The organism is Microbulbifer sp. YPW1 (genome assembly GCF_013367775.1).
GTDB lineage: Bacteria > Pseudomonadota > Gammaproteobacteria > Pseudomonadales > Cellvibrionaceae > Microbulbifer.
Genome location: NZ_CP055157.1, coordinates 2,051,474 through 2,064,631, shown reverse-complemented (window position 1 = coordinate 2,064,631; position 13,158 = coordinate 2,051,474). Strand labels below are relative to the sequence as shown.

The following is a 13,158-nucleotide window of genomic DNA, read 5'->3' as shown; positions in this document are numbered from 1 at the left end:
GCGCCCGGAAGACCATATGGCCTGCAGGCTCTAGCGGATCAGTGGCGCCATCGCCAGCTGTTATTGAGGTGGGCAGTGCAGTTCAATGTCACTTTCTCGCAGCGTTGGGGTCGCAGCGTCGAGTTGCTTCCCTGTATTCCGGCGAGCAAGTTTACAAATGTCTTGTGGGGTGGGCAAGCGCCGGTATTCCGGCGCTGTCCGTGGTGGCCGCGGGGCTCAGGCCTGTGCCAGCTCCGCGCGCATGGCCTTGATGACTTCCGCATAGTCGTCCTGGTTGAAGATGGCAGAGCCGGCGACAAAGCTGTCGGCGCCGGCCTGGGCGATTTCGCGGATGTTGTCGCGGGTGACGCCACCGTCGATTTCCAGGCGAATATCGCAGCCGGAGTCGTCGATCAGCTTGCGTGCTTCGCGGAGCTTATCGAGGGTGGCGGGGATGAATTTCTGGCCGCCGAAGCCGGGGTTCACGGACATGAGCAGAATCATGTCTAGCTTGTCCATGACGTATTTGGCGGCGTCGAGGCTACTGGCCGGGTTGAATACGAGGCCGGCTTTACAGCCCAGAGATTGGATCAGCTGCAGGGAGCGGTCGACGTGCTTGCTGGCTTCCGGGTGGAAGGTAATGTAGCTGGCGCCGGCATCGGCGAACATACGGATCATGTCGTCGACGGGTTCGACCATGAGGTGCACGTCGATAGGGGCTTCCACGCCGTGGTTGCGCAGGGCTTTGCAGACCATGGGGCCGATGGTGAGGTTGGGGACGTAGTGGTTGTCCATCACGTCGAAATGCACCCAGTCGGCGCCAGCGGCGAGGACGTTGTCGACTTCTTCACCCAGGCGGGCGAAGTCGGCGGAGAGGATGGAGGGTGCAATTTTGTAGTCCGGCATTTTCTCGTCTCAGTGCTTGGAGGTTTTTTGCCCCGGAGCTTTGTTTGGGCCCGGTGGCGGCCGGACACCGGGTGGAGCTTTTCGGGACCGGGCTAGGCGCCCCCCTTCAACCCATCACTGGGCGCTTCGGCGCAAACATCCTGTTTGCGACGATCCCGAAAAGCTCCACCCGGCACCCGACCTTCAGTTTGTGCTTTATCGCTTCGTTAGCGTTTTGGCTATTCCGACGTCAATCTCTCTTCCAGCTTTCTCAGCCTCTCCGGTGTCCCCACATCACACCAATCCCCCTCGTACACTTCCGCCTGCATCAAATCTTCGTTGTGGGCGAAAACCTCGCCGAGGCCGTAACGCTCGCGGGCATGGGGGTAAGACGTAAGGATTTCCGGGCGCAGATAGCTGATGCCCGCATAGGTGTAGCGCGGCTTGGTGCTACCGGAGAGCAACCCACTGTCGATACCAAAGTCACCCTCGGGATTGTGCGGCGGGTTGGGCACCATCAACAGGCGACCGGGACAGTCCGCAGGCAGGGGGTTGTCGACCCACCGGGAGAGATCGAAGTCACACCAGACATCACCGTTGACCACCAGGAACGGGGCGTCGCCCAGCAGCGGCAGGGCTCTGCTGATGCCACCGGCGGTCTCCAGGGGCTCGTCTTCCGGTGAGTATTGGATACTGATGTCCCAGCGCTCGCCATTACCCAGATGTTCGCGAATCTGCTCGCCGAGATAGGCGAGGTTGATCACCACATTTTTTATGCCGGCGGCAGCGAGACGCTCGAGGGCGTATTCGATCAACGGTTTGTCCAGCACCGGGATCATCGGTTTGGGCATGCGATCGGTGAGCGGCCGCATGCGCTTGCCGAATCCGGCGGCGAGCACCATGGCGGCGGGGACGTTATCTTGTCTGGCAGTCATCTTCGCGCTTATTCGGGGAGTTCGGTTTCCACCGCCTGCCGTTCGCCGGCGGTGAGATAATCGCGGTACCAGTCCTGCTGCTCGATCAATGGCAGGATTTCTTCGCGAAACCAGTTCGCGAAGGGCTGCAATTCGGCGTATTTGTCACACACTTCAAGAGTGTAACGGATCACCAGCGGCAGATCCGGCAGGTAGCCGTGCTTGCCATCGCGCAGGTACAGGCGCGGGAACAGGCCGAGTACTTTGAAGTGGCGCTGCAGGCCCATCCAGTCGAACCAGCGCAGGAAAGTTTCCGCAGCCACCGGCGGGATGACGCCGGCATCGATCGCCGATGAGGCATAAGCCAGGGCCCAGTTTTCCACCTGGTCCTGTGGCCAGCGGATGTAACAGTCCCGCAACAGGGATGCCAGGTCATAAGTGACCGGCCCCCACACGGCATCCTGGAAATCCACCACCCCCGGGCGCTCACCGTCGCGAATCATCAGATTGCGGCTGTGATAGTCGCGGTGCACCAGCACCTGCGGCTGTGCGCTGGCACTGTCCAGCAGGAGAGCGAAGGTACGTTCCAGCAGCTGGTTCTCCGCGTCACTCAGCTCCCGCTTCAGTAACTTACCGATCAACCACTCCGGCAGCAGGCGCATTTCCATGTGCAGGAGTTCGCGATTGTAGGGAGGGAACAGGCCTTCGGCGCGCGTGATCTGCTGCAGGCCGAGCAGCTCATTCATCACTTCTGCGTACAGGCCGGACACGCTATCGGCATTCAGTTCGCGCAGTAGCTGGGTGTCTCCCAGATCCTCAAGCAGCATGTAGCCCTGCTCTATATCCGCAGCGATCACCAGCGGGGTGTGGATACCGTTGCGACGCAGGTAGTCCGCCAGGGCGACAAAGCGCTTCACATTGGTTTTTTCCGGCGGGGAATCCACTGCGATCAGTGTCGGGCTGGTATCGGTGCGGAAATAACGGCGAAAGCCGGCATCGCCAGAGAGCGGCAACAGGTGCAGACTGTTCTCCAGCGGCGGCACTTGCAGCGCGTCGTGCCCGGATTGCAAGGCGCGCGCGGCCCACAGGCGCAATTGTTCGCGGCGCTCATCCGGGGCCTGGGTTACACATTCATTCATCCGCCACCTGTATACATCTTTACTATTTTTGACAGGCGTTGGGCCCGCCCGGTGCTCCGGCCGCCTAAAAACTGCGCATTGTAACTGCGCTGGCGCGACGGATCACCCGCTATTGTTTCCATGGGTACGGCCATTCAAGTAGAATCGACCGCTGATTTTTGCGCACCAGCCTTTTCGGCATCGTCACATTTTGCGGACTTCACCGCAGATTCTGTCTCACTGGCTGGAGTTCCCTGCAAACTCGGGAAGCGCAACCGCGCACTGATCGCGCAATCTCGCCAACGGAACAGACTCTAAAGATAGCTGGAACCATTCACTCGATGCTGGAAGCTTCCCGCTGGCGCCGCCTTGCGCTAGCCATTGGACAATTATCACGCCCGCGCTCCCTCGCTTTCGGCCTGCTCGCTGCCCAACCCCTGTGGTGTTCAGCAGCGGCAGTCGCAGAAGAGACCGCTGCGCCCCAGGCCACTACGGACACTGGCAGCGTACAGCAGGACAACGCCTACCTGTATCTGGACTGGTTTCCCCGATCCCAGCTGGATCCGGCCTCCCGCAGCACGCTGGCACCGATTTGTGGCGGCGCGTTTATCGAACCGCAGCGCTTCTACCCCAATTCGGACCAGTTGCCGGAAGACGCCCCCCTACGCGCCACCGCTGACAGCTCCAACTGGCTGGAAGACGGTACTGCCCAGCTGCGCGGCAATGTGCACATCACCCAGGGCTACCGCCAGCTGTTTGCCGACGAGGTGAACGTCAACCGCGCAGAGAGCACCGCCTACCTGAGCGGCGCCATCGAAATGCGCGAGCCCAGTCTGCTGGTGCGCGGCAAGGCCGCGGAGGTCCACACCGACAGCAAGGCCGCCTCCATCGAAGATGCCACTTATGTGGTCCACGATGAGTTTGTGCACGGTTCGGCCCGCTTTGCATCCCGCGAAGCCAGCGGGGAGCTGATTCTGACCCAAGGCAACTACACCCGCTGTGAACCGGACGACGTTTTCTGGCGAATGGTTGGCGGCGAAATCTCCATCGACAACGTGGAGCGTCAGGGTACCGCGCGCAATGTGCGTCTGGAGATTGCCGATATCCCGGTGTTCTATTTCCCCTACCTGCGCTTTCCCGTGGGCGACGAGCGCATGTCGGGGCTGCTGTTTCCCGCCATCAGTAACAGCGAGGAAAATGGCTGGGATATCGCCATCCCCTACTACTGGAACATAGCCCCGCAGCTGGACGCCACTATCGTGCCGCGCTACGTGCAGTACCGCGGCACCGGCCTGGAGCTAGAGACCCGCCACCTGAGCAGCAAGTTCAATACCGAGTTGCGCATGGCCGGCCTGCCTAACGACAAGGGCGGCAACGATGAAGACGCCCGCCGCCTGATCAACGAGGGCTTTCCGGAAGATCTGGTGCTGCCGGCCAAGGGCGAGGATCGCTGGTACCTGAACCTGGACCAGGCCGGCGGCGACGGTGGCCTGTGGCGCACCCGTATCGACTACACCAAGGTCAGCGACCCGGACTATTTCCGCGACCTCGACAACGCCGACGTGCAGTCGCCCAAAAATGTCAGTTCGAGCGCCCTCACCAGCTTGAGCCAGTCGGCACAAGCCAGCCTGACCAGCGAGCACTGGAGCGCCAGTGTCCGCGCCCAGGAGTACCAGCAGTTGGTCAAGGATCGCTATGACACGTTCAGCCAGTTGCCGCGGGTGAATGTAAACGGCAACTACAAGTGGGGTGACTGGCAGCTGCTGATGGACCACGAAATCACCAGCTTCGATCACGCCGACACCCAGACCATCCGCTTTATCGATAATGTGGACGACCCGGATAGTGTCATCGAGCGCACCCGCAACTTTATCAACGCGAAACGCACCCGCGTGGATTACAGCTTCGGCTGGGACAAGCAGTGGCTGTGGGGGTTCTTCAACCCGGAGATCACCGGAATCTACCTTGGCTATGAACTGGCGGACACTTTCCTCGCGAACCCCGCCATGGACACCCCGGAAACCTCCGCCGGCCAGATCACCATCGACAGCGGCCTGTTCTTCGAGCGCAACGGCAATCTGTTCGAGCGCGAGTATGTGCAGACACTGGAACCGCGCCTGTTCCTGATGGGCAGCAGCGAAGCAGACCAGACCGACTTTCTTGATGTGAGCGATATCCGCGGCACCGACCCCAAGAGTAACAACCTGCTCTACGACACGTCGCTGTTCACCTTCAGTTATGACCAGCTGTTCCGCAGCAGCCGCTTCAACGGCAACGACCGTATCGACGACGCCGATCGCGCCGCCATCGGCCTGACCACCCGCTTTGTGGATCCGCGTAGCGGTCGCGACCTGTTCGCCGCGAGCGCCGGACAGATCTTCTATTCCCAGGCCAGCCGCATCGAACTGGCCGAATTTATTGAAGATGTGCCGCGATCCGAGTTCGCCGCGCGCCTGGAGAGCCGGCCAACCGACTCCCTGCGTATCAGCAGCGAGGTGATCTACCACGACACCGACCACACCATCAATCGCGGCAACTTCACCCTGCGCTATCTGGACGACGACTTCCGCCTGTTCAACGTGGGCTACCGCTACCTGCGCAAGGAAGAGGTTTTCGACGCCACCAACACATTCCTGATCCGTGGCCCCGTCCGGCAGGCAGACGTTTCCACTGCCTGGCCCATCAATGACCGGCTTTCCATCCTTGCCCGGGCCAACTACGATTTCACCTTTGACAGGGAACTGGAGTACCTTGCCGGACTCGAATATGACACCTGCTGTTACCGCACACGCGTGCTGTGGCGGCGCGAGCTGGATAACGACCTGGCAGATGTGGTGCCTCCGGAAGAGCTGAAATACGACGAAGGCATCTATATTGAATTGCAATTGAAGGGACTGGCCGGCCTCGGCGGCTCGGTCACCCGCATGCTCAGCCAGGGCATTGCCAACTTTGAACAGAGAGAAGTACTGAAACAGTGATGACAATAATGCAGATGTTCACCTCCTCCCGCCGCGGACTGCTGACCCTGGCAGCCCTGTGCGCCCTCGCCCTCCCCGCTGTCGCGCAGGTGCAGAAACTCGACCGGGTTGTGGCCGTGGTGGACGACGATGTCGTCATGGCCAGCGAGCTGCAGCAGCGGCTGAATACCATCGCCCAGCAGATCGCCGCCCAGAACGTACAGGCGCCGCCGATCGATGTGCTGCGCCGCCAGGTACTGGAACAGCTGATTGTCGAACGCCTGCAGCTGCAGATGGGGTCCCGCGCCGGCGTCACCATCTCCGAGGAAGAGCTGGACCAGGCCATTGCCCGGGTGCAGCAGAATATGGGCGCGTCACCGGAAGAGTTTCAGCGCAAACTGGAAGCCGACGGCATTTCCAACAATGCCTTCCGCCAACAGATCCGCCAGGAACTGATTATCCGCCGGGTCGAACAGGGCAGCGTGAGCCGCCGTATCCAGATTACCGATCAGGACATCAACAACTTCCTGCGCTCCAAAGAGGGCGAGTTCTGGAAATCCCCCCAGTACCAGCTGGGACATATCCTGATTGCGGTCAACTCCAGCGCGCCCGCTGAAGAAGTGGCGCAGGCCCGCGCCAAGGCCGAATCCATCTATGAAAAATCCAACGCCGGCGAAGACTTCCGCGCCCTGGCAATCTCTAACTCCGCGGGCCAGAACGCCCTGCAGGGCGGCGACCTGGGCTGGCGTAAAACCGTAGAACTGCCCACCCTGTTTGCCGATGCGCTGGAAGGCCTGGGTGTGGGCGACACCACCAAGCCATTCCGCAGTGATGCCGGCTTCCACCTGCTCAAAATCCACGAGCAGCGCGGCGCCACCGAGCAGGTGGTGGAGCAGACCAAGGTGCGTCATATCCTGGTCAAGACCTCCGCCATCCGCGATGACGATGCCGCCTACAAACTGCTGATGGACCTGCGGGAAAAAATTGCCGCCGGCGACCTGAAGTTTGAAGACGCCGCCAAGGACAACTCCGAAGACATCGGCACCATGTTGCAGGGTGGTGATCTGGGCTGGTCCAACCCCGGCCAGTTCGTACCCGAATTTACCCAGGCCATGAACAACACTCCGGTGGGAGAGCTGAGCATGCCATTCCGCAGCCAGTTCGGCTGGCACCTGCTGCAGGTGGAAGGCCGCCGCCAACAGGACATGACCGATCAGTACATCCGCAATCAGGCGGCCAACCTGCTGCGCAATCGCCGCTATGAGGAAGAGCTGCAGAACTGGCGCCAGGAAATCCGCGATCAGGCCTATGTGGAGATCAAGCTGCCGGATTTGAAGGATTCCGGCGAGCCAAAAGAAGGCGAGAGCAAGGCGGAAGGTGAGGGCGAAAGCCAGTAACCGGATGATCCCGCGTATCGCATTTACTCCCGGCGAGCCCGCCGGAATCGGCCCGGAGCTGGCAGTCAAACTCGCCAGTTCCGGGCGCACCCCAGACATCGCAGGCGCACAGGTCGTCGCCATTGCCGATCCGGAGCTGTTGCACCAGGAAGCTGCCCGCCGGGGCAAATCCCTGCAGCTAATACCATTCGAGCCAACCCAACCCGCTACCGTCACCCCCGAGGGCGCCCTGCATATCCTGCCGGTATCCCTCGCCGCGCCCGCCAGTCCCGGGCGACTCGACGCCGCCAACGGCCCCTACGTACTGGAAACCCTGCGTCGCGCTGCAGAAGGCTGTATAAAGCGCACCTTCGATGCCGTGGTGACGGGACCGGTACACAAGGGCGTGATCAATGACTCCGGGGTGCCGTTCAGCGGCCATACCGAATTCTTCGCGGAACAGGCGGGTGTGGAAAAAGTAGTGATGATGCTGGCCGCAGATGACTTGCGGGTAGCCCTGGCCACCACGCATATCCCGCTGAAGGATGTCAGCCAGGCAATCAACGGGGAGTCGCTGCAGCAGGTCCTCACCATTCTGCACCGCAGCCTGCAGCAGCAGTTCCGGATCGAGCGCCCCCGTATCGGCGTCTGTGGGCTCAACCCCCACGCGGGGGAAGGCGGCCATCTCGGGCGAGAGGAAATAGAGGTCATCGAGCCGGCACTGGACGCCCTGCGCGCCCTGGGTCTCGAGCTGATCGGCCCCCTGCCCGCCGACACCCTGTTTACCCCGCCACAACTGGCGCGCTGTGATGCGGTGCTCGCGATGTACCACGATCAGGGCCTGCCGGTGTTAAAATTCAAGGGATTCGGGCGCGCCATCAATATCACCCTGGGACTGCCGTTTATCCGCACCTCCGTGGATCACGGCACCGCACTCAATATTGCCGGTACGGGAATTGCCGATACCGGCAGCCTCAACGCCGCCCTGAGCCAGGCCGTCGAGCTGGTACGACTGCGCGCCATGTGATCTTTGCGGCGCGCTGCAACCTATTACCCATACGAAAAGTTTCATGGACAATTTTTTCCAACACAAAGCGCGCAAGCGTTTCGGCCAGAATTTTCTTGTAGACGAGAACATCATCGAACGTATCGTGCGCGCCATCGGCCCCAAGGATACCGACAAGCTTGTGGAGATTGGCCCCGGCCAGGGCGCGATCACCGCACTGCTGCTGGACAAGTGCCCCTCGCTGACCGCGGTCGAACTGGACCGGGACCTGATCCCGATGCTGGAGTTCAAGTTCCGCGACTATCCGGATTTCACCATCATCGAGAAAGACGCACTGAAATTTGATTTTGGCAGTCTCGCCGAGGGAGACGGTGATCAGCTGCGCATTGTGGGCAACCTGCCCTACAACATCTCGACGCCACTGCTGTTCCACCTGCTGAGTTTTCGCGGCAAGATTCAGGACATGCATTTCATGCTGCAGAAGGAAGTGGTCGACCGCCTGAGCGCGGTGCCCGGCGTAAAATCCTTTGGCCGCCTGAGTGTGATGGCGCAGTACTACTGTCGGGTGCAGGGCCTGTTCCCGGTGCCACCTCAGTCCTTCCGCCCCGCACCCAAAGTGGACTCGGCCATTGTGCGCCTGGTACCCCACCAGACACTGCCGCACCCGGCACAAGATGAGCAGCTGTTGGAGCGTATCGTCAGCGTCGCCTTCCAGCAGCGCCGAAAAACCCTGCGCAATGCATTAAAGCCCCTGTTCCCGAACCTCGATCCGGAGCAGCTACCGGTGGACACCAGCCGCCGTCCGGAAACACTGAGCGTGAAAGAGTACGTGGAACTGGCAAACTACTGCAGCCAGATGACACCGCCAGAGTCTGCGACAGAATAACCGGGGAAAGCTTTTGGCCACCTACGCAATTGGCGACATCCAGGGTTGCCTGGAACCGCTTCAAAGACTACTGAAGAAAGTCCGCTTCAACGCCGACAAGGACAAGCTGTGGCTGGCCGGAGACATGGTGCACCGCGGTCCGGACAGTCTCGGCACCCTGCGCTTCCTTTACGAGCACCGCAGCCAGGTCACCGCAGTACTCGGCAACCACGACCTCCACCTGCTCGCCATCGCCCACGGCGCCAAACGCCTGACCGATAAGGAATACGATCTAGCCGAAGTCCTGCGAGCCAAAGACGCCGATAAATTGCTCGGCTGGCTCCAGAAACAGCCGCTGATGGTGCACAAGAAAGTAAACGATAAATACTTTTCCATGGTGCACGCGGGCATCCCACCCATGTGGAGCATGAGCAAGGCTCTGGAACTGGCGGGAGAGGTCCACAGAACCCTGCAGGACCCGGCCATGGCAGAGGCCTATTTCTTCGGCATGTACGGCAACGAACCGCACCTGTGGAGCGATCACCTTATCGGAGTGGAGCGCCTGCGCTCAATTACCAACTACTTCACCCGCATGCGCTTCTGCAAGGAAGACGGCACCCTGGATCTGGTCACCAAACAGGGACCACTGGCCGCACACCACGACTACAAGCCGTGGTTCAGCTACAAGAACCGCAAAACCAAAAACGACCGGGTTATTTTCGGGCACTGGGCAGCGCTGGAAGGCGAGGCCAACACAAAGAATGTATATGCGCTGGACACGGGCTGTGTGTGGGGTGGATATCTCACCGCCATGCGGCTGGAGGATGAAGCTTTTTTCTGCGCGGACTGCACAATTTAAGACATATCGGCACCAGGGCCATAATACGGCCGACTAACAACCCTTAAACCAGCCCCAGATAATTCACCATAATTACACTCACCAGGTTTGCCAAGCCATGCAAAATCATTGGCAGATACACAGAGCCACTTGTTTCCCGGGCAACACCCATTAACAGGCCGGCGCCGAATATGAAAAATAGTGGCACCACGCCATACTGCCCCCAGTGCACCAGCGCAAACAGAAACGAACTTAATAAAAGCGTTCCTGACAAACCAATACGACTATGACGCCACGCATTAAAAAGGTATCCTCGGAATAGCAACTCTTCCGCTACCGGAGCGAAAACCACAATGCTAAGAATCAACAGTGGACCTTTCTGCCCCACCATCTGCTCCATGAATTCCCCAACACTGATCTGCAACACCTTCACTGCAAGAGTCTCGAACAGCAGATAAACCATTAGTATGAGCAACCAGAACGGTAGCTGCCTTGGACTGAATCGAACAAGTGCCAACCCCTGCCGCCAAGACCGCTGGCTGGAACGCGCCGCCAAGATCAGTGCAGGAATCACAAATATCCAGCCATAAAAAACAAGACCGGGCAGGGACTCCGGCCTCATCAAGTACTCCTCAATTTGATGAGGTGCATCCACGACGCCCTGAACACGCAATACCACGATGTAAAGCCCGACGCCTAAAGAATGCAGGATTAGAAATGCAAACAACCAGCTAATGGAAAACCAGGGACTACTTTCATCCGCGCGGACATTGTTTCTTATAGGATCATCCACAGTTGACGGCGGAGTGGAGCCCTCCGAGGAACCTTGGAGAATTTCAATTTCTTTCATTGAACGGCTTACATTCTAGCGATTACAGGAATCCAAAAATCAGTTTCAACGCAGGTGGTACTACGCCACCTGCGCTAAGCGCTTTATGACTTGCTGTTACAAGATTCCCAGATACAGAACCAAAACCGCTGCAGCAAGGTTGTTGCCCAAGTGCAGCAACATCGGCAACAATACCGAACCACTCTTTTCCCGCGCAAAACCCAAAATCAATGCGAGAGTGAATACAAAGCTCAGCTGAACCAAGCTGTACTGCCCCCAGTGCAGCAGGGTGAACAACACAGAAGTCAGCAGCAGGGTACCGCTGAAGCCGAGCCGGGTATGGCGCCAAGCGCGGAACAGATAGCCGCGGAATACCAGTTCTTCCAATAGTGGCGCAGCGAATACGAGCACCAGCGCCAGTAGCAGGTGCTTGCTGCCCGCCAGCATCTCCATGAACTCGCCTTGCTCGATATTAAATAACCGAGCCGCGGCAGTCTGCACGGCCAGAAATATCGCCAGCACGCCCAGCCATGGCATCACCTGCTTCATTGAGAATGACTGAATGCCCAGTGTCTGGGCAGCAGTCTGGCCTTTAAAACGGGATACCAGCAGCAGCACCGGCAGTATCAGCACAAACTGGGCCAGATACATTCCCGCCATGGCGCCCGGCTGGGTAACATGCTCGGCGATCTGCATCTGCACAGCGGCCGGATCCACGACCTCGCCCTGGGCGCCGAGTTGTGCACCGAGGTAACCACCGTAGCCGGCTATGTAAAAAAACACCCCGAGCATGTGTAACAGGGCAAACACAACCAACCAGCCGGTCGCGCGCCAGGGGTTCGGCTGGATGTTCGTCGCACCAGTGGCCTGCTCCACCTCTCCCCCCGTTGATTCTTCAGTAGCTATTTCCATACTCAATATCCTTGTTTTATTGTGAGTTATCGTTTCGCGCCCGATGATTAAGTGAATTCTCTCGGAGATCAATAGTTCTGCGGTTACACGACATTACACGCCCCCTGTCAGCTGCGGGTGAATTTCACGCACAAAAAAAACGGGCCTTGTGGCCCGTTTCTCTAACTGCGTTCAATACGCGGCGATCACTTCACATAGCCATTCGGGTTCTGTGATTGCCAGCGCCAGGTATCTTCCACCATCCGCTGCAGGTCCAGCTCGGCTTTCCAGCCCAGCTCTTGCTCTGCGTAACTTGGATCCGCGTAGCACTCGGCGATATCACCGGGACGACGGGGAACGATCTTGTAGGGAATTTCCCGGCCGGCTGCATCGGCAAACGCGCGCACGATCTCCAGTACGGAGCTGCCGCGACCGGTGCCCAGGTTGTATGTATAACAGCCGGTTTCGGTTTCCGCTTTTTGCAGCTTGTTGAGCGCTGCCAGGTGGCCGCGGGCCAGATCCACCACGTGGATATAGTCGCGCACGCCGGTACCATCGGGCGTCGGGTAATCGTCACCGAATACCTGCAGGCGGGGCAAACGCCCTACCGCAACCTGTGCCACATAGGGCAAAAGGTTATTGGGAATGCCCGCAGGGTCTTCACCAATGGTGCCGCTCTCGTGCGCACCAATGGGGTTGAAGTAGCGTAACAGGCTGACCTTCCACTGATTGCCAGGCGCCTTGCACAGGTCCTGCAGGATATCCTCAACCATCAATTTGCTGGCACCGTAGGGATTTGTGGCGCCGGTAGGGAAGCCTTCGCGGATGGGAACCGATTCAGGATCGCCGTAAACGGTGGCGGATGAGCTGAAGATCAGCTGGTGAACGCCGAACTCTGCCATCACCTCACAAAGGGTCAGGGTGCCGGCAACGTTGTTCTGGTAATACCGCAAAGGAAGGGAAACAGATTCGCCAACGGCCTTGAGTCCAGCAAAGTGGATTACTGCAGACACCGCATATTGGCGAAAAACTTCCCGCAGGGCGTCGGCATCCTTGATATCCACACGGTGGAAGGGCACGGATTTTCCGGTAATGGCTTCTACCCGCTGCAAAGCCTCTTCGCTGCTGTTGCACAGGTTGTCTACCACCACGGGCTCGTAGCCCGCCTGCAGCAACTCGACACAGGTATGGCTGCCAATATAGCCGGCGCCACCAGTTACCAGAACTTTCATGATCTTCCTTTGTTGTCCGTTTTTCTGTCGCGAAATGCATGCCAGGCGCAGCGATCGTCACCCGTCCCAGCAGGACACATCACTTTACAGCATATTTTACGCCACGAACCAGCTTCGCAAAAATGGCGCGCCTCTCAACCCATCTTGTGCGGTTTACCCCTTTGAACCCGGAGCGCTGACTATCCTGAAAGTGCGGGACCTGATAGCAGGCCCCCTGTTGCGACAGCAGCATCGTCGCGCAATCCAATAGGTAATAAAGATAGCGTTC

The 13,158-nt window shown here is 59.2% G+C and carries 11 protein-coding genes; 5 read left to right on the top strand and 6 right to left on the bottom strand.

Going from position 1 to position 13,158, the window contains the following annotated elements:
• Positions 1-216 precede the first annotated feature (216 nt).
• The 3 genes from rpe to HUW35_RS08620 all read right to left on the bottom strand — a co-directional run bounded on the left by rpe (position 217) and on the right by HUW35_RS08620 (position 2,917).
• Positions 217-885 carry a ribulose-phosphate 3-epimerase gene (gene rpe, locus HUW35_RS08630; protein ID WP_181255167.1) on the bottom strand — a complete coding sequence of 223 codons (669 nt, stop codon included), beginning with the start codon at positions 883-885 and terminating at the stop codon, positions 217-219.
• A gap of 218 nt (positions 886-1,103) precedes the next feature.
• The gene (murU, locus tag HUW35_RS08625; protein ID WP_255463570.1) at positions 1,104-1,799 is read right to left on the bottom strand and encodes an N-acetylmuramate alpha-1-phosphate uridylyltransferase MurU; all 696 of its coding nucleotides are present in this window, start codon (positions 1,797-1,799) and stop codon (positions 1,104-1,106) included.
• Between the two features lie 8 nt (positions 1,800-1,807).
• Entirely contained in the window at positions 1,808-2,917 is a 1,110-nt protein-coding gene (locus tag HUW35_RS08620) for an aminoglycoside phosphotransferase family protein (RefSeq protein ID WP_181255166.1), read from the bottom strand.
• A gap of 320 nt (positions 2,918-3,237) precedes the next feature.
• On the opposite strand from HUW35_RS08620, the gene HUW35_RS08615 reads away from it, so the two are divergent.
• Genes HUW35_RS08615 through HUW35_RS08595 form a run of 5 tightly spaced genes read left to right on the top strand, consistent with a single transcriptional unit; the run spans position 3,238 to position 9,959 of the window.
• Positions 3,238-5,874 carry an LPS-assembly protein LptD gene (locus tag HUW35_RS08615; protein ID WP_181255165.1) on the top strand — a complete coding sequence of 879 codons (2,637 nt, stop codon included), beginning with the start codon at positions 3,238-3,240 and terminating at the stop codon, positions 5,872-5,874.
• Positions 5,874-7,250 carry a peptidylprolyl isomerase gene (locus HUW35_RS08610; RefSeq protein WP_181255164.1) on the top strand — a complete coding sequence of 459 codons (1,377 nt, stop codon included), beginning with the start codon at positions 5,874-5,876 and terminating at the stop codon, positions 7,248-7,250. Before HUW35_RS08615 ends, HUW35_RS08610 begins: the two co-directional genes overlap by 1 nt.
• 4 nt (positions 7,251-7,254) lie before the next feature.
• The gene (gene pdxA / locus HUW35_RS08605; RefSeq protein ID WP_181255163.1) at positions 7,255-8,256 is read left to right on the top strand and encodes a 4-hydroxythreonine-4-phosphate dehydrogenase PdxA; all 1,002 of its coding nucleotides are present in this window, start codon (positions 7,255-7,257) and stop codon (positions 8,254-8,256) included.
• 43 nt (positions 8,257-8,299) lie between these two features.
• Positions 8,300-9,121 carry a 16S rRNA (adenine(1518)-N(6)/adenine(1519)-N(6))-dimethyltransferase RsmA gene (gene rsmA / locus HUW35_RS08600; protein ID WP_181255162.1) on the top strand — a complete coding sequence of 274 codons (822 nt, stop codon included), beginning with the start codon at positions 8,300-8,302 and terminating at the stop codon, positions 9,119-9,121.
• A 13-nt stretch (positions 9,122-9,134) separates the two neighbouring features.
• On the top strand, positions 9,135-9,959 hold the full coding sequence (locus HUW35_RS08595) for a symmetrical bis(5'-nucleosyl)-tetraphosphatase (RefSeq protein ID WP_181255161.1): 825 nt from the start codon (positions 9,135-9,137) through the stop codon (positions 9,957-9,959).
• Positions 9,960-10,002: 43 nt separating this feature from the next.
• On the opposite strand, the gene HUW35_RS08590 is transcribed toward HUW35_RS08595, so the two are convergent.
• The 3 genes from HUW35_RS08590 to galE all read right to left on the bottom strand — a co-directional run bounded on the left by HUW35_RS08590 (position 10,003) and on the right by galE (position 12,890).
• The gene (locus HUW35_RS08590; protein WP_181255160.1) at positions 10,003-10,788 is read right to left on the bottom strand and encodes a CPBP family intramembrane glutamic endopeptidase; all 786 of its coding nucleotides are present in this window, start codon (positions 10,786-10,788) and stop codon (positions 10,003-10,005) included.
• A gap of 96 nt (positions 10,789-10,884) precedes the next feature.
• A complete protein-coding gene (locus HUW35_RS08585; RefSeq protein WP_181255159.1) occupies positions 10,885-11,679 on the bottom strand; it encodes a CPBP family intramembrane glutamic endopeptidase in 795 nt (264 codons plus the stop codon).
• A gap of 185 nt (positions 11,680-11,864) precedes the next feature.
• Entirely contained in the window at positions 11,865-12,890 is a 1,026-nt protein-coding gene (gene galE, locus HUW35_RS08580) for a UDP-glucose 4-epimerase GalE (protein ID WP_181255158.1), read from the bottom strand.
• Positions 12,891-13,158: the final 268 nt, after the last annotated feature.

Bases quoted from the DNA above. Each gene is read 5' to 3' on its own strand.
- galE (WP_181255158.1), bottom strand. From the start codon at position 12,890: ATGAAAGTTCTGGTAACTGGTGGCGCCGGCTATATTGGCAGCCATACC.
- rpe (WP_181255167.1), bottom strand. From the start codon at position 885: ATGCCGGACTACAAAATTGCACCCTCCATCCTCTCCGCCGACTTCGCC.
- HUW35_RS08590 (WP_181255160.1), bottom strand. From the start codon at position 10,788: ATGAAAGAAATTGAAATTCTCCAAGGTTCCTCGGAGGGCTCCACTCCG.
- HUW35_RS08585 (WP_181255159.1), bottom strand. From the start codon at position 11,679: ATGGAAATAGCTACTGAAGAATCAACGGGGGGAGAGGTGGAGCAGGCC.
- pdxA (WP_181255163.1), top strand. From the start codon at position 7,255: ATGATCCCGCGTATCGCATTTACTCCCGGCGAGCCCGCCGGAATCGGC.
- HUW35_RS08610 (WP_181255164.1), top strand. From the start codon at position 5,874: ATGACAATAATGCAGATGTTCACCTCCTCCCGCCGCGGACTGCTGACC.
- murU (WP_255463570.1), bottom strand. From the start codon at position 1,799: ATGACTGCCAGACAAGATAACGTCCCCGCCGCCATGGTGCTCGCCGCC.
- rsmA (WP_181255162.1), top strand. From the start codon at position 8,300: ATGGACAATTTTTTCCAACACAAAGCGCGCAAGCGTTTCGGCCAGAAT.
- HUW35_RS08615 (WP_181255165.1), top strand. From the start codon at position 3,238: ATGCTGGAAGCTTCCCGCTGGCGCCGCCTTGCGCTAGCCATTGGACAA.
- HUW35_RS08620 (WP_181255166.1), bottom strand. From the start codon at position 2,917: ATGAATGAATGTGTAACCCAGGCCCCGGATGAGCGCCGCGAACAATTG.